The organism is Tistlia consotensis USBA 355 (genome assembly GCF_900177295.1).
Classification (GTDB): Bacteria; Pseudomonadota; Alphaproteobacteria; order Kiloniellales; family DSM-21159; genus Tistlia; species Tistlia consotensis.
On the sequence record NZ_FWZX01000006.1, the window covers coordinates 91,151 to 107,324 of the forward strand.

The following is a 16,174-nucleotide window of genomic DNA, read 5'->3' on the forward strand; positions in this document are numbered from 1 at the left end:
CTGGAAGCATGGCCGCCGGGCTCTGCTGGAGGCGCGTGCGTGCACAGGCACCTGACCACGGGCGAGGCGACGCCGCCGAACCGGGCGCGGCACTGGAACCGCGCCATCGCCGAGGCCTACTTCCCGCTCGAGCTGACCTTCCGGGACGCCGGTCGCTTCGAGGGCTCGCTCGACCTCTGGGACCTGGGCGGCGCACGCCTGTCGCGCCTCGCGACCGACGGCATCCGCTACCGGCGCCACAGCCGGCACCTGCTGCGCGACGAGGACGACGCCTTCCTGATCACCGTGCCGACCGAGGGCGAGGTCCGCTTCGCCCAGGACGGCCGCGAGGTGGTCAGCCGGGCCGGCTCCTTCGTCATCGAGCGCAGCTACCTGCCCTACCGCTTCGACCATGCCGAGCCGGCGGTGCTGTGGATCCTGAGGGTCGGCGGCGCGGCCCTGCGCGCCCGCCTGCCCGACCCGGAAGGCCTGGCCTCGCTCAGCGTCGACGCCACGGACGGCGCCGGCCGCCTGTTCAGCGAGATGCTGCGCCTGCTGCCCGGCTGCGTCGCGGGCCTGGACGGCCCCGCGCGGGCGGCGGTCGAGCGCCAGCTCCTCGACCTGCTCGGCCTCGCCCTGGACGGCGACCGGCCGCTCGGCGAGAGCCGGGAGAGCCCGGTCCGCCAGGCCCATCTGCTGCGCGTCCGGCGCTACCTGCGGCGCAACCTCGGCTCGGGCGACCTCACGCCGGCCTCGGTCGCCGCGGCCTGCGGCCTCTCGGTGCGCTACCTGCACCAGCTGTTCCACGACAGCGGCACGCCCTTCGGCGCCTGGATCCGCGAGGAGCGGCTGCGCCGGGCGGACGCGGCGCTCGGCGACCCGCGCTCGGACAGCAGCATCGCGGCCGTCGCCTACGACTGGGGCTTCGGCGACCAGGCGCAGTTCTCGCGCCACTACCGGGCCCGCTTCGGCCGCACGCCGAGCGAGCGCCGGGCCGAGGCGCGACGCCGCGGCGGCGGCTGACGCGCTCTCCGACAAGGGACTGCGCGCTGGGGCGCAAGCCGCGAGCGCCCGGCGGGTCCACAATCCCCGCAGTCCAACCTCTTCCGGAGCCTGCGATGACCGAGTCCGCCGGCCGCCTGGTCGGCCAGCCCATCCGCCGCAAGGAGGACCGCCGCTTCGTCACCGGCGAGGGCCGCTACCTCGCCGACCTCGCGCTGCCCGCCATGGCGCAGGCCCAGGTCCTGCGCTCGCCCTACGCCCACGCGCGGATCCGCGCCATCGACACGGCCGCCGCCGCCGCATTGCCCGGAGTCCTGCTGATCCTGACCAGCGCCGACCTGGAGGCGGCCCAGGTCGGCGGCCTGCCCTGCGGCTGGGGTGTCACGACCCGCGACGGCATCAGGATGGCCGAGCCGCCGCACCCGGTGCTGGCCGCGGAGCGGGTGCGCCACGTCGGCGACCCGGTCGCCTTCGTCGTCGCCGAGACCCCGGAGGCCGCGCTCGACGCCCTCGAGGCGATCGAGGTCGACTACGAGCCGCTGCCCCACGTCGTCGGCCTGGAGGCCGCGGTCGGGCCCGCGGCGCCGCGGATCTGGCCCGAGGCGCCCGGCAACCTCTGCTACGACTGGGACGTCGGCGACGCCGCCGCCGTCGAGGCGGCCTTCGCCGGCGCCCACCACGTCACCACCGTCAAGCTGGTCAACAACCGGGTCCACGCCTCGCCGATGGAGACGCGCGGCACGCTCGGCCACTACGACAGCTCCAGCGACCGCTACACGCTCTGGACCTCGAACCAGAACCCCCACGTCATCCGCGTGCTGCTCGCGGCCTCGACGCTCGGCATCTCGGAGGAGAAGCTGCGCGTCGTGGCGCCCGACGTCGGCGGCGGCTTCGGCATGAAGATCTACCACTACGCCGAGGAGGTGCTGGTGCTCTTCGCCGCGCGCCGCCTCAGGCGGCCAGTGCGCTGGATCGCGACGCGCGCCGAGGGCTACCTCTCCGACACCCATGCGCGCGACCACGTCACCACGGTCTCGGCCGCGCTCGACGCAGAGGGCGTGATGCAGGGCCTGAGGGTCGACACCCTGGCCAACATGGGCGCCTACCTCTCGACCTTCGCGCCGGCGATCCCCTCGTTCTTCTACGCCTACCCCTTCCCCGGGGCCTACCGGGTGCGGGCCGTGCACTGCCGGGTCCGCGCGGTCTTCACCAACACCGTGCCGGTCGACGCCTACCGCGGCGCCGGACGGCCGGAGTGCACCTACGCGCTGGAGCGGCTGATGGACGCCGCGGCCCGCGAGCTGGGCCTCGACCGGCTCGAGATCCGCCGGCGCAACCTGATCCCCGCCGAGGCCTTCCCCTACAAGACGCCGCTGCTCTGGACCTACGACGTCGCCGAGCCGCACCGGCTGCTGGAGCGCGCCGAGACGGTCGGCGACTTCGCCGGCTTCGCCGCCCGCCGCGAGGAGTCGCGGGCCCGCGGGCGGCTGCGCGGCCTGGGCTTCGCCTTCTACATGGAGTCCTGCGGCATGGGCCCCTCGAAGATGCTGAACCGCGAGGGCTGCCGCGGCGGCCAGTTCGAGGTCGGCACGGTGCGCGTCAACCCGACCGGGACGGTGACGGTGCTGACCGGCAGCCACAGCCACGGCCAGGGCCACGAGACGGTCTTCGCCCAGATCGCCGCCGACGCCCTGGGCGTCGACTTCGAGCGCATCGAGGTGGTCCACGGCGACACCGACCGCATCCCCTACGGCATCGGCACCTACGGCTCGCGCTCGCTCGCGGTCGGCGGCTCGGCGCTAAAGCTGTCGCTCGACAAGGTGATCGAGAAGGGCCGGCGCATCGCCGCGCACCTGCTGGAGTGCGATCCGGCCGACCTGGCCTTCGAGCAGGGCCGCTACCAGGTCGCCGGCACCGACCGCTCGGCCGGCTTCGCCGAGGTCGCGGCGGCCGCCTACAACCCGGTCGCCTTCCCGCCGGACGAGATCGAGCCCGGCCTGGAGGAGACCAGCTACTTCGACCCGCCGGACTTCACCTTCCCCTACGGCTGCCACCTCTGCGAGGTCGAGGTCGACCCGGAGACCGGCCGGACCGAGGTGCTGGCGCTCGCCGCCGTCGACGACTTCGGCGTCCAGGTCAACCCGATGATCGTCGCGGGGCAGATCCACGGCGGCCTGGCCCAGGGCGTCGGCCAGGCGCTGTTCGAGCAGTGCGTCTTCGACGAGGCCAGCGGCCAGCTGGTCACCGGCACGCTGCTCGACTACGCCCTGCCGCGCGCCGCCGACCTGCCGCCGATGCGCCTCGACTCCCTGGAGACGCCCTGCCGCAACAACCCGCTCGGCGTGAAGGGCTGCGGCGAGGCCGGCGCCATCGCCGGCCCGGCGGCGCTGGTCAGCGCGGTGCTGCACGCCCTGGAGCCGCTCGGCGTCACCCGCATCGACATGCCGGTGACCGCCGAGAAGGTCTGGCGCGCCTGCCGGGAGGCGGCGGAGCAGGGATAGGGGCCGACGCCAGCCACGTCATTGGCACCTGCTGATTCGCTTCATCCTGAGCCTGTCGAAGGGTGAAGCGAACCCGGCACGGGCAGGGCCGAATGGCTTCACCCTTCGACAGGCTCAGGATGAAGCCATGTCGGGACCGGATGAGCTAGTCGAAGCGACCTGATCGGGCTCTGTGAAAGGTCCAGGCGACCCGCCTCCGAGCCCCTACGCCACGGTCCAGGTGTGGCCGCGGCGCAGCAGGGCGTCGATGTCGCCCCGCACCGGCTCGACCGGCCGGTCGCCGACGACCTGGTGCTCGTAGGACGGGCCGGGGTTGCAGTAGAGCACGCCGATCGCGACCGGCAGCGGCGGCTGCAGGCCGGCCAGCAGGGTCGCCAGCATCTGGTCGGTCTCGTCGTGGCGCAGCACGCCCGCGGCCTCGGGCCCCTCGGCGCCGAGCTCGACGACCTCCAGCGCCAGCTTGCCGGGCGTCACGCGCAGGCCCTTGTCGCGGTTCTTGCCGAAGACCAGCGGCCGGCCGTGCTCGACGAAGATCTGCATCTCCTCGGCGACGTCGCGCGCCGTGAAGTGGTCGAAGGCGCCGTCGTTGTAGACGATGCAGTTCTGGAACACCTCGACGAAGGAGGCGCCCTTGTGCCCGTGGGCGCGCTTCAGCACCTCGGGCAGCTGCTTCTGCTGGGTGTCGACGCCGCGCGCGACGAAGCGGGCGCCGGCGCCGAGCGCGTAGAGCGTCGCCGAGACCGGCGCGTCGAGCGAGCCGCCGGGCGTCGAGGGCGAGCGCGTGCCGATCCGGCTGGTCGGCGAGTACTGGCCCTTGGTCAGGCCGTAGATCTCGTTGTTGAACAGCAGGATCTTGAGGTCGACGTTGCGCCGGAGCGCGTGCAGCAGGTGGTTGCCGCCGATCGACAGCATGTCGCCGTCGCCGCCGATCACCCAGACGTCGAGCTCCGGGTTGGCCAGCTTGACGCCGGTCGCGACCGCGGGTGCGCGGCCGTGGATCGTGTGGAAGCCGTAGGTCGACATGTAATAGGGGAAGCGCGCGGCGCAGCCGATGCCCGAGACGAAGACGGTCTTCTCCGGCTCGAGCGCCAGGTCGGCGCAGGTCTTCTGCACGGCCTTCAGGATCGCGTAGTCGCCGCAGCCCGGGCACCAGCGGACCTCCTGGTCGCTGGCGTAGTCCTTGGCCTTGAGCTCGCCGACAGTCTGCGGGGGGGGCACGACGTTCATCTCTCTCAACCCTCCAGGGCGGCGCGGATCGCCGTCTCGAGCTCGACGATCTTGAACGGCTTGCCCGAGACCTTGGACAGGCCCTGGGCCGGCAGCAGGAACTCGGCGCGCAGCAGCTTGACCAGCTGGCCGTGGTTCATCTCGGGCACCAGCACCTTGTCGTAGCCGGCGAGCAGCTCGCCGAGGTTGACCGGCAGCGGCCAGATGTGCCGCAGGTGGACGTGGCTGACGTCCTGGCCGGCGTTGCGCAGGTTGGCGACGGCGCGGCTGATCGGGCCGTAGGTCGAGCCCCAGCCGACCACCGCCAGGCGCCCGCCCTCGCTGCCCTGCTCCACCGTCTGCGCCGGAATGTCCCTCGCGATGCCGGCGATCTTGTCGGCGCGCGTGTCGGTCATGCGCTGGTGGTTCGCCGGGTCGTAGGAGATGTTGCCGCTGTCGTAGTCCTTCTCGATGCCGCCGATGCGGTGCATCAGGCCCGGCGTGCCGGGCCTCGCCCAGACCCGCGCCAGGGTCTCGGGATCGCGCAGGAAGGGCTGGAAGCCCTCGGGGTCCTCGCGGAAGGAGACCGGGAAGGGCGCGTAGTCGGCGAAGCTCGGAATCCGCCAGGGCTCGGCGGCATTGGCGAGGTAGCCGTCGGTCAGCAGGATCACCGGGGTCATGTACTTCGTCGCCAGGCGCACCGCCTCGATCGCGACCTCGAAGCAGTCGTGCGGCGAGCGCGAGGCGAGGACTGCCAGCGGCGCGTCGCCGTTGCGGCCCCAGACCGCCTGGAACAGGTCGGACTGCTCGGTCTTGGTCGGCAGGCCGGTCGAGGGGCCGCCGCGCTGGGAGTTGACCACGACCAGCGGCAGCTCGACAGAGATCGCCAGGCCCAGCGCCTCGGTCTTGAGCGCGATGCCGGGGCCGGAGGAGGAGGTCACGCCCAGCGAGCCGGCGTAGGAGGCGCCGATCGCTGCGCAGGCCGCGGCGATCTCGTCCTCGGCCTGGAAGGTCGTGACGCCGTAGCTCTTCAGCGCCGCCAGGCTGTGCAGCAGCTGCGAGGCCGGGGTGATCGGATAGCTGCAGAAGGTCATCGGCAGGCCGGCCAGCTCGCAGCCGGCGACCAGGCCCCAGGCCAGCGCCTCGGTGCCGGTGACGTTGCGGTAGAGGCCGGCGGGCAGCTTGGCGGCCGGCACCGAATAGGTGCGCACCCCGGTCGGCAGCTCGGCGGTCTCGCCGTAGGCGTGGCCGGCGTTGAGCGCCGCGATGTTGGCGTTGGCGAGCTCGGGGGTCTTGCCGAACTTCGTCTCCAGCCAGTCGACGGTCGGCTGGCGGTCGCGCCCGAACATCCAGTAGATCAGGCCCAGCGCCCACATGTTCTTGCAGCGCAGGGCCTCCTTCTTGCTGAGGCCGTGGCCCTCGACCGCCTTCTCGGTCGCCGACGACATGTCGACCTTCAGGACGCGGTAGGCGTCGAGCGAGCCGTCCGCCAGCGGGTCGGCCTCGTAGTGCGCCTTGGCGAAGTTCTTGGCGTTGAAGGCGCCGCTGTCGACGATGATCAGGGCCCCCGGCTTGACGTCGGCGCGGTTGACCTTGAGCGCCGCCGGGTTCATCGCGACCAGCACGTCGAGCGCGTCGCCGGCGGTGCGGATCGTGCGCGCGCCGAAGTTGATCTGGAAGGCCGAGACGCCGTAGGTCGTGCCGACCGGCGCGCGGATCTCCGCCGGGAAGTCCGGGAAGGTCGCCAGGTCGTTGCCGGCCAGGGCCGTCGCCAGGGTGAACTGGCTGCCGGTCAGCTGCATGCCGTCGCCGGAGTCGCCGGCGAATCGGACGACTGCCGACTCCAGTTCCTGCCGCGGCGGCGTGAGGACGCTAGAACCTTCCATTCCCGTCAACCCTCGCTTCCTGACCCTATGTCCGCCGGCCGTTTTCGGCCTTGTCTTCTTCGTTCGTCGCACCACCGGCCTTCGAGTCGACGCCGGCGGCGGCGCTGAAGCGCTCTAGCACGTAGCTCCGCGCACTTCAGCCCCGGAATAACTGTGGAATTTGTCCCTCCACGCGGGGCAGCAGTGGCACCGGCGGGCGGCGCGCCGCATTGAGCTGGCTCAAGAGCCGTGCGGCGATGCCTGGTCGAGCAGTGCCAGCATGTCGTCGATCGAGACGAACTTGCGGCGCGGCGCGCCCTCGGCGGCGGCGGCCCGCTCGGCCGCGTCGATCGCCTGCCAGGCCGGGTAGTCGACCCAGCGCACGCCGCGCGCGGAGAGCAGCCGCTGCAGGCCCGGCCGCCCGGGCTTGCCGCCGCCGCCCGCGACCCGCGGCCCGAGCTCGCGGCGGATCGTCTCGGCGGCCAGGTCGCCGTCCTGCTTGTTCGAGCCGATCACGCCGCTCGGCCCGCGCTTGCACCAGCCGACGCAGTAGAGGCCCTCGGCGATCCGGCCGTCGCGGTTGCGCAGGCGGCCGCGACCGGCGTCGAAGGGCACGCCGGGAATCCGCTTCGAGCGGTAGCCGATCGCCGGCACGATCAGGCCGCAGGGCAGGTCGTGGAGCTGGCCAGTCCCGACGACCCGGCCGTCCCGGAGCTCGGTGCGCTCCCAGCGCAGGCCCTCGACCCGGCGGGCGCCGAGCACCGCGACCGGCCGGGCGTAGAACTCGAAGCGCACGCGCTTCGGCCGGGCCGCAGCCGCGGCGGCGAGGCCGCGCAGGATCTCGAGGTTGCGCTCGGCGAGGCGCCGCTTGCGCTCCGGCAGGCCCGCGGGCGCGGCCGCCGGCAGCTGCGCCGGATCGAGCGCGACCGCGGCCGCCGCCAGCGTGCCCATCTCGCGCAGCTCCTTGAGGGTGAAGCGCGCCTCGACCGGCCCGCGCCGGCCGAGCAGCACGACCTCGCGCAGCGGCGCAGCGCTGATCGCCGCCTCGGCCTCCTCGGCGATGTCGGAGGCCGCCATCTCCTGCGGCGTCTTGACCAGGACGCGCGCGACGTCGAGGGCGACGTTGCCGTTGCCGATGACCACGGCCCGCTCGGTCGAGAGCGGCGGATCGACCCTCGCGAAATCGGGATGGCCGTTGTACCAGCCGACGAAGGCCGCCGAGCCGACCACGCCCGGCAGCTCCTCGCCCGGAATGCCGAGCGGCCGGTCGGCCGGCGCGCCGACCGCCAGCACCACGGCGTCGTAGAGGCCGCACAGCTCGTCCATCGAGAGGTCGCGCCCGATCTCGACATGGCCGAAGTAGGCAACCGCCTTGTCGCGGGCCGTGCGCTCGAAGGCGCGCACGACCTGCTTGGTCGACTGGTGGTCGGGCGCCACGCCGCCGCGCACCAGCCCGAAGGGCGTCGGCAGCCGCTCGATCAGGTCGATCGCGACGTCGCCTCCTTTCAGCAGCGCCTCGGCGGCGTAGAAGCCGCTGGGCCCCGAGCCGACGATGGCGACGCTGAGCGGCATCCCCGGCCCCTACCCCTCGAAACCATCGAGCCAGGGCCGGTCACGGAACGGCCGCGCCGCCTCGAAGGCGGCGGCCAGGGCGAAGACCGCGGCCTCGTCGTAGGGCCGGCCGACGATCTGCAGGCCGAGCGGCACGCCGTTCGAGGTGAGGCCGCAGGGCAGCGTGATCGACGGCAGCGTGCCCCAGAGGTTGACCGGATAGCTGAGCGCCCAGCCGAGCAGCGGGTCGACCGCCCTGCCGTCGACCGTCACCGGCCCGTCGACCGGGTCGAGGTCGGCCGGCACCGCCGTGGTCGCCAGGGTCGGCGTCACCAGCGCCCGGACGCCGCCGCGGAACAGCGCCGCGAGCCGGCGGTAGCCGCTGCTCGCGACGTCCCAGACCTCGTCGAGCGGCCAGGGGTCGAGGCGGGCGAAATAGTCGTCGTAGCGGCGCACGTAATCGGACAGCTGGGCGCGCTGCGCATCGTCGAAGGACTCCACGAGGCCCTGGGAATGCAGGCGATAGGCGCTGAGCGCCGCCCGGAAGAAGGGCTCCCGCGCGATCTCCAGGCGCGCCGGCTCGACCAGGCAGCCGGCCTCGGCGAAGCCCGGCAGCGCGTTCTCGACCGTCGCCGCGACCTCCGGCTCGACCTCGAACAGGCCGCCGAAGTCGCGGCTGTAGGCGATCCGCCAGCCGCGCACCTCCGGCAGCCGCCCGGAGGCCCCGCGGGGCAGCCGCGGCCGGGCGGCGACCATCGGGTCGTCGAGGTGCGGCCCGGCCATCAGCCGGTAGAGCGTCAGGCAGTCGGCGACCGAGCGCGCCAGCGGCCCGCGCTCGTTCATGCGGTTGAACAGCCAGCCGCTGCCCTCGGGAACCCGGAAGGCCGGCGGCCGGAAGCCGACCAGGCCGCAGAGCCCGGCCGGGATGCGGATCGAGCCGCCGTAGTCGGAGCCTTCGCAGACCGTCAGCAGGCCGGCGCCGAGCGCCGCCGCCGCGCCGCCCCCGGAGCCGCCCGGCGAGACCGCCGGGTTCCAGGGGTTGCGGGTCACGCCGTTGGCCCGGCTGTGGGTCACGGTGATGCAGGCGAACTCCGGCGCCGTGGTGCGCGCCACCTGGTTGGCGCCGGCCTTGAGCAGGCGGGCGACCGAGACGTCGGTCGCGGCGGCGATACGGTCCTCGTAGAGCAGCGAGCCGTCGGTCCAGGGCTGGCCGGCGACGCCGTGGCCCTCCTTGACGCCGAAGGGAATGCCCTCGAGCGGCCGCGGCCGCGGGCCGGAGCCCTTGCGATGCGCGGCGAAGCGCGCCTCGGCCCGGCGCGCCCGCGCCTCGGCCTCGTCCCAGTACTGCTGGGTGAAGCAGTTGAGCCGCGGCACCAGCGCCTCGGCGGCGGCGCGCTGCGCCTGCAGCAGCTCGACCGGCGACAGGCGGCCGGCGAGGAAGGCCGCCCGGGCCTCCGTCGCCGAGAGGAAGCGGAGGTCGGCGGCCCGTGCCATGCCGTCGGTCAGGCCCCCGGCTGCTGGCGGTAGGTGAAGGTCGCGGTCAGGCGCTGGGCCAGCCACTCGCCGGCCAGCACCGGGGCGTGGCGCGGCGTCTCGCCGGGCGCCAGGCAGGACGGCAGGGTCTCGACCCAGGTGTCGTAGTTCGGGTCGAAGAAGTAGGGCATCGAGTAGCGCTCGCGGCCCGAGACGTTGATCACCCGGTGCAGCGTCGCCTTGAAGCGGTCGTTGGTCCAGCGCGCCATCTGGTCGCCGATGTTGACGACGAAGGCGCCCGGCACCGGCGGCGCGTCGACCCACTCGCCGGCCGAGTTCAGCAGCTGCAGGCCGCCGACCGCGTCCTGGGCCAGGATGGTCAGGCAGCCGTAGTCCGTATGGGCACCGCAGCCGAGCTCGCGCCGCTCGATGCGGCCGGCCTGGGGCGGATAGTGCAGCAGGCGCAGCTGCGCCAGCGGCCGGTCGACCTTGTCGGCGAACCACTGCTCGGGCAGCTCGAGGCCGAGCGCGAAGGCGCGCAGGAGGTCACCGGCGAGCCGGCGCATCTCGGCGTCGTAAGCCTCGATGGTCGGGCGAAAGGCCGGCAGCAGCGCCGCCTCGGGCCAGGTGTTCGGCCCGTGCAGCGGCTTGCCGGCGACGACGTCGGGATCGTCGGCGGCGAGGTCGACGCCGAGGTCGAAGGCCTCCTTCTTGTCGGCCGTGTCCTCGGGGTCGGTGTTCTCCTCGAACAGCGGCACGTAGCCGCGGTGCGCCGAGGAGTGCCGGATGTGCCAGCGGTCCTTGGCCTCGAGCGGCAGGTCGAACAGGGCCTTGGTCTGGGCGAAGGCCGCCTCGATCAATTTGTCGGAGACGCCGTGGCCGGTGACGTAGAGGAAGCCGACCCGCTCGCAGGCCTCGGCGACCTTCGCGGCGACGCCCTGCGGGTCGCTGCCGTCGAGCAGGCCGGCGATGTCGACCAGCGGCACCTCGTGGAAGTCGATGCGCCTGCCGCGCAGCTCCTCGGCCAGCTCGGCCCCCAGCACCCCGTCGTCCGCCATCGCCCGCCTCTCCGCAAGATCCCAGCTGGGGCCATGCTGCGCCGGGGCCCCGGCGAGGTCAATGCGGCGGCGCGGGCGCGGCTCAGGTCGGCTTCCCGGCGAAGGCCTCGAACGCTGCCGCGTAGTCGGGGTGCCAGCGCGACAGCGGCGGCCGGTTCTCGACGATGTCGCCGGCGGCCCAGAGGATGCGCCGCTCGTCGAGCGCCCGCGGCACGTCATTGTCCGGGCAGAGGATGTAGAAGTCGCCCCTGTCGAGGCTGCCGAGCATGAAGTCGACGGTCTGCTCCGGCGTCCAGGCGCCGGCCGGCTTCTCGGTCCGGCCGCGCGCGGTCAGCCCGGTGAAGACGAAGCCCGGGATCAGCAGGTGGGCGCCGAGCCTGCAGCCGGGGGTGTTGCGCAGCTCGTGCTGCAGCGCCTCGGTGAAGGCCTTCACCCCGGCCTTGGCGACGTTGTAGGCCGGATCGCCGGGCGGCGTCGTGATGCCCTGCTTGGAGCCGGTGTTGATCACCAGCCCGGGCCGGCCGCGCTCGATCATGCCGGGCACGAAGGCCTGGGTGCCGTTGACGACGCCCCAGAGGTTGACGGCAAGCACCCGCTCCCAGTTCTCGCGCGGGCCGAACAGGCCGCTGCCGGGCTGGATGCCGGCGTTGTTCATCAGCAGGTCGGTGCCGCCGAAGCGGGCCCGCACCGCCGCCTCCAGGCGGGTCAGCTCCTCGAGCCGGCTGACGTCGGCCTCCTCGGCCATGACCGCGCCGGCACCGCCCGGCGCCTCGGCCGCCAGCGCCGCGGCGGCCTCGGCCAGGCGCTCGGCGCCGAGATCGGCGATGCAGACCCTGAGGCCGAGCGCGGCGAAACGCCGGGCGGCGGCGAGTCCGATGCCGGCGGCGCCGCCGGTGACGACGGCGACGGCGCCGGGGACGAGGGCGGGATGGGTCATGGGGGAATCTCCGGGAGCAGCGGGAAGGTACTCCCGGAAAGCTGTGCAGCCCGGCGCCTCCGGTCAACGCTTTCCGTCAGGTACAGCAAATCGGTCCGGTTCGGCGGCCCCTCCGTGCCCCTTCCGCAGACCGCAACATATCCGTCATCCCGGAAGCCGCTTTGCCCGGCAGCTCGGCTGCCGACGGCAAAGCGCGCTGTCCGGGACCCAGGGCCACGAGCCGCGGCGTGACGGCCCTGGGTCCCGGGTCGCAAGGCTCGCAAGCCGAAAGCTGTGCTTTCGGGCTCGCCTGGCGCCCGGGATGACGAGAGAGAGAAGGATGCGTGAATGCCATGGACCCGCGCCTTACTCCGCCGGCGAGCGCCGGCCGAGACGGCTGCGCGCCAGGGCGTCGAGCGAGAGCTGCCCCGCCCCGACCGCGGCGATCGCCAGGCCGACGGCCATCCAGGGAAACTGCTCGGAGGCGAGCGCGATGCCGTTCTCCATGCCCTCCGGCGTCTGGCCGATCACGAAGTAGATCGTCGCCGCCATGACCATCAGGCCGAGCGCGGCCGGCCGCGCCAGCAGGCCGGCGATCAGCAGGCTCGGCAGCACCAGCTCGGCGGTCGTCGTCAGCGGCGCGGCGATCTCGGCCGGGACGTAGGGCACCGGGTGCACCGACATGAACAGGAAGGCCTGGCTGTCCCAGGTCATGACCCGGTGCAGGCCGGTCATCAGGAAGGCCCAGCCGAGCCACAGGCGGGCGGCGAGCAGCACCAGCCCCGCGATCAGCGCGCCCGGCTGCGACCAGCGCGCGGTCGGGCCGGGGTCGAGGGCGAACCGGGCCAGGCGCAGGACGTCGGTCATGCGAAAGTCTCCTCGAAGAATTGGACAGGGGAAGCAGGCGTCGCGGCAGGGCCTCAGGGGCCGCCGGGCGGCGCGGCGTCGAACAGGCCGCCGGCCAGGCCGTCGGTCAGCAGCGCGGCGAGATCGAATTCGGCGGTGGCCTCCGCGCCGGCGGCGGCGTCGAGCAGGCTCTCGCCGGCCGCCAGCGCGGCCAGGCAGACGAGCTCGCCGACGGAGAGCGGGCGCGCCGCCACGGTCAGGTCGGGCCGGCGCCAGACCAGCGCGGCGGCCGGCACCGGCGCCGGCCCCGAGTCCGGCCGGCCCGGCGCCTCGGCGATGGCGACGACGCCGCGGTCGGCGAACGCGACCCAGCGCCGCCAGGCCAGCGCCGCCGGCAGCGGCAGCAGCCGCGCCGAGGGCACCAGGGCGAAGCCGAGCGCGGCCTGCCGCTCCTCCGGGATCGCGGCCAGGGCGGCGGCGGTCAGCGGCTCGGCGTCGGCGGCGAAATAGGCCTCCTGAACCGCCCAGTCGAGCCGCGCGACCGCGGCCAGCGGCTCGGCCAGCGCCCCCTCGGCGACCAGGAAGCGGTCGAAGCCCGCGCCATAGGCCGACAGCTCGGCCCGCTGCGGCGGCGCCGCGCGCAGGAAGCCCCTGGCCAAGGTCTCGAAGCGTTCGGCGCCGAGCAGCCCGGCGGTCGCCGGATAGGCCTGGCGCAGCACGCCGGTGAGGGCGTGGGTGATGGTGTTGAGGTGCAAGAACAGCCGCTTGTTGGCGCCGAGGCCGTCGTCGTCGATCGCCGCCGTCACGCTGGCGAAGGCCTGCCGGTCGCCGTGCACGGCCCGCACCATCGCGCGCTGCAGGTCGGCGAGGCCGCCGGGGCTGCCGACGTCAGCCGGCATGGAGCGCCTCCCGGGCCGTTCCGCGCGCGACGGCCGGCAGACCGATGTCGCAGGCATCGAGGAACTCCTGGGCCCGCTCGGCCTCGCCGAGCAGCACCTCGAGCGGCGGCAGGGCGGTATCCCATTCGATCAGGGTCGGCCGCGGTCCGAAGCGGCGCAGCGTCTCCTGGTAGAGTTGCCAGACCGGCTCGATCACCCGGCTGCCGTGGTCGTCGATCAGGAGCTCGCGGCCCTCGACCTCGATGCGCGCATGGCCGGCGAGATGGATCTCGGCGACCGCCTCGCCGGGCACGGCGTCGAGCCAGGCCGCCGGGTCGAGACCCAAGTTGCGCTGGCAGACGTAGAGGTTGTTGACATCGAGCAGCAGGGCGCAGCCGGTGCGCCGCACCAGCTCGGCCAGGAACTCGGCCTCGGGAATCGTCGAGGCGGCGAAGGAGAGGTAGCAGGAGGGATTCTCGACCGCGAGCCGCCGGCCGAGGGCGGCCTGCGCGTGGTCGAGGTTGCGCGCGACCACCGCCAGCGCCTCCTCGGTCATCGGCAGCGGTAGCAGGTCGGCGGCATAGGTGCCGGCGGCGACCGACCAGGACAGGTGGTCGGAGACCAGGCCCGGCTCGAAGCGGTCGTAGAGCGCCCGCAGACGGGCGAGATGCCCGGCGTCGAGCCCCTCGGCCGAGCCGAGCGACAGGCCGACGCCGTGGCAGGACAGGGGATAGTCGGCCCGGATCCGCTCCAGCTGGGCGGTCCGCGGCCCGCCCTCGACGAGATAGTTCTCGCTGTGCACCTCCAGCCACGCCGCCGCCGGCCGCCCGGTCAGGAAGTCCGGGACGTGACGATGCCTGAGGCCGACCCCGGCCCGCTCCGGAAGCGGAGCGGAACGGGGCGCGGCGGGCGCGCCGGCGGCGACGGTGGTGCGGGAGGCGGACATGGCGGGCGGACCCGGGCCGAGATCCCCGGCGGCTGCCGGAGCCTACATCTTGACGTTCTTGTTGACGCCCTCGAACGGCATCTCCTTGCCGCCCATCTCCATGCACTTGGCCTTCTCGAGCGCCTTGAAGTCCATGCCGCTGTAGTCGACCTTCGAGTGGCCGGCGCAGGAATGGCCCGCCGCCTGGTTGGCGCAGTCGTTCTCGCCGGCCTTGGACACGCCGTAGCACTTGACCTGGTCGGCGGCCGAGGCCGGGGTCGACAGGGCGGCCGCGCCGGCGATCGCGGTGGCCAGGGCGGCCGAGACGCCGAGCGCGGTCAGGGAAAGCTTACGCATGATGCTGTTCTCCGTCTCAGGGTGTGTGAAAACTCACGCTGAAGACCTAAGCATTCGCCCCCGTCCAACGGAATTCACATGGCCCTCAACTGCCATCACGAGCGGGTGAGAAGCCTGTCATCGAGTGGAATAACGCGTTCCTTTGATTGTCACTGCCCGTTCCCGACTTCGTGATTTGCCCTTTGCCTGGAGACTTAGTTTCGACGGCGAAATTTGCAGTCGGCCATTGCGTCGATGAACGGAGCGGGTCGAGCGCGATACCACGGCCGGAGCTGACCGGGAGACGGCATGGGGGTCTGCCGCCGCCCTCGGGCGCTCTCCGGCGGCACGGACCTCCCGGCGTCTTCTGCAGAAGATCTCGGGACGGGGCCGGCATTGTTTTCGAGCTTTGCGGCCATAGCTATGGCTTGACCTGCCCGGCCGGCGCTCGTCCCTGCCCTGCCCTGCCCTGCCCTGCCGGCCGACGCCAGGCGCCACGGCCGGCCACGGCCAATTCCGAACCCGGGATCCGACCAGGAAAAGGAGTCCTCCCATGCCGCAGTCCAAGACCCGGAACCGCAGGTTCGTCCTGGCCGAGCGCCCCAGGGGCGAGCCCGACGACAGGACGCTGCGGCTGGAGACCGAGGATCTGCCGGTCCCCGGCAAGGGCCAGATGCTGCTGCGCAACGAGTATCTGTCGCTGGACCCCTACATGCGCGGGCGGATGAGCGATGCGCCCTCCTATGCCCCGCCGGTCGAGATCGGCGGCGTCATGGTCGGCGGCACGGTCGCACAGGTCGTCGGCTCCGACGTCGCGGGCTTCACCGAAGGCGACTGGGTCGTGGCCTTCGGCGGCTGGCAGGACTACGCGCTGTCCGACGGCACGGGCGTGGTCAACCTGGGCAAGGCCCCCGAGAACCCCTCCTGGGCGCTGGGCGTGCTGGGCATGCCGGGCATGACCGCCTGGGCCGGCCTGACGCAGATCGGTCAGCCGAAGGCGGGCGAGACGCTCGTGGTCGCCGCGGCCAGCGGACCGGTCGGCGCGACGGTCGGCCAGGTCGGCAGGATCCTGGGCTGTCGCGTCGTCGGCATCGCGGGCGGGGCCCGGAAGTGCGCCCACGTGGTCGAGACCCTGGGGTTCGATGCCTGCATCGACCACAAGGCCGAGGGCTTTCCCGACGCGCTGAAGGCCGCTGTGCCGGACGGCATCGACATCTATTTCGAGAACGTCGGCGGCGCCGTGTTCGACGCCGTGATGCCGCTGCTGAACCCCTGCGCACGCATCCCGGTCTGCGGCCTAGTCTCGCAGTACAACGCCACCGCGCTGCCGCCCGGCCCCGATCGCATGAGCCTGCTGATGGGGCAGATCCTGCGCAAGCGGATGACCCTGCGCGGATTCATCGTCTTCCAGGACTTCGGCCATCTCTATCCGGAGTTCGCCCGCACGATGGGCGCCTGGGTCGAGTCGGGCGAGATCCGCTACCGCGAGGAGATCATCGAGGGACTGGAGCAGGCGCCGTCGGCCTTCGTCGGGCTGCTCCGGGGCGAGGCCTTCGGCAAGCGCGTCGTGCGCCTGAGCGCCTGAACGACGCGGCCGGGGCGCTGCACGCGCCAAGGGCGCCCGGTAGTGCCTCCGTT

General features: G+C 73.1%; 13 protein-coding genes. 3 read left to right on the top strand and 10 right to left on the bottom strand.

The window, feature by feature from the left end; all coding sequences use genetic code 11:
- Positions 1–39 precede the first annotated feature (39 nt).
- Together B9O00_RS10275 and B9O00_RS10280 are read left to right on the top strand one after the other, a co-directional pair.
- Positions 40–1,002 (top strand): AraC family transcriptional regulator, encoded by a 963-nt coding sequence (locus B9O00_RS10275; protein ID WP_085122549.1) that lies wholly within the window; start codon positions 40–42, stop codon positions 1,000–1,002.
- Between the two features lie 95 nt (positions 1,003–1,097).
- Positions 1,098–3,482, top strand: a complete 2,385-nt coding sequence (locus B9O00_RS10280; RefSeq protein ID WP_085122551.1) for a xanthine dehydrogenase family protein molybdopterin-binding subunit — start codon at positions 1,098–1,100, stop codon at positions 3,480–3,482.
- Positions 3,483–3,686: 204 nt separating this feature from the next.
- On the opposite strand, the gene B9O00_RS10285 is transcribed toward B9O00_RS10280, so the two are convergent.
- The 10 genes from B9O00_RS10285 to B9O00_RS10330 all read right to left on the bottom strand — a co-directional run bounded on the left by B9O00_RS10285 (position 3,687) and on the right by B9O00_RS10330 (position 14,557).
- Positions 3,687–4,709, bottom strand: coding sequence for a 2-oxoacid:ferredoxin oxidoreductase subunit beta (locus tag B9O00_RS10285; RefSeq protein WP_085122552.1), 1,023 nt, complete (start codon positions 4,707–4,709; stop codon positions 3,687–3,689).
- 5 nt (positions 4,710–4,714) lie between these two features.
- Positions 4,715–6,574: a 2-oxoacid:acceptor oxidoreductase subunit alpha gene (locus tag B9O00_RS10290; protein WP_085122554.1), complete on the bottom strand. Its 1,860-nt coding sequence runs from the start codon at positions 6,572–6,574 to the stop codon at positions 4,715–4,717.
- Positions 6,575–6,793: 219 nt separating this feature from the next.
- The gene (locus B9O00_RS10295) at positions 6,794–8,125 is read right to left on the bottom strand and encodes an FAD-dependent oxidoreductase (protein ID WP_085122556.1); all 1,332 of its coding nucleotides are present in this window, start codon (positions 8,123–8,125) and stop codon (positions 6,794–6,796) included.
- A 9-nt stretch (positions 8,126–8,134) separates the two neighbouring features.
- Positions 8,135–9,598: an amidase gene (locus tag B9O00_RS10300; RefSeq protein ID WP_085122557.1), complete on the bottom strand. Its 1,464-nt coding sequence runs from the start codon at positions 9,596–9,598 to the stop codon at positions 8,135–8,137.
- An 8-nt stretch (positions 9,599–9,606) separates the two neighbouring features.
- Positions 9,607–10,635, bottom strand: coding sequence for an isopenicillin N synthase family dioxygenase (locus B9O00_RS10305; protein ID WP_085122559.1), 1,029 nt, complete (start codon positions 10,633–10,635; stop codon positions 9,607–9,609).
- A gap of 82 nt (positions 10,636–10,717) precedes the next feature.
- Positions 10,718–11,572: an SDR family NAD(P)-dependent oxidoreductase gene (locus B9O00_RS10310; RefSeq protein WP_085122561.1), complete on the bottom strand. Its 855-nt coding sequence runs from the start codon at positions 11,570–11,572 to the stop codon at positions 10,718–10,720.
- A gap of 345 nt (positions 11,573–11,917) precedes the next feature.
- Positions 11,918–12,418: a DoxX family protein gene (locus tag B9O00_RS10315; RefSeq protein ID WP_085122562.1), complete on the bottom strand. Its 501-nt coding sequence runs from the start codon at positions 12,416–12,418 to the stop codon at positions 11,918–11,920.
- Between the two features lie 53 nt (positions 12,419–12,471).
- Positions 12,472–13,296, bottom strand: a complete 825-nt coding sequence (locus B9O00_RS10320; protein WP_159460176.1) for an HvfC/BufC family peptide modification chaperone — start codon at positions 13,294–13,296, stop codon at positions 12,472–12,474.
- Entirely contained in the window at positions 13,286–14,221 is a 936-nt protein-coding gene (gene bufB, locus B9O00_RS10325; RefSeq protein WP_085122566.1) for an MNIO family bufferin maturase, read from the bottom strand. Before bufB ends, B9O00_RS10320 begins: the two co-directional genes overlap by 11 nt.
- A 42-nt stretch (positions 14,222–14,263) precedes the next feature.
- Positions 14,264–14,557, bottom strand: a complete 294-nt coding sequence (locus B9O00_RS10330) for a BufA1 family periplasmic bufferin-type metallophore (RefSeq protein WP_085122568.1) — start codon at positions 14,555–14,557, stop codon at positions 14,264–14,266.
- 532 nt (positions 14,558–15,089) lie between these two features.
- Between B9O00_RS10330 and curA the strand changes: the two genes are divergently transcribed.
- The gene (gene curA / locus B9O00_RS10335; protein ID WP_085122570.1) at positions 15,090–16,121 is read left to right on the top strand and encodes an NADPH-dependent curcumin/dihydrocurcumin reductase; all 1,032 of its coding nucleotides are present in this window, start codon (positions 15,090–15,092) and stop codon (positions 16,119–16,121) included.
- The last annotated feature ends 53 nt before the right edge of the window (positions 16,122–16,174 follow it).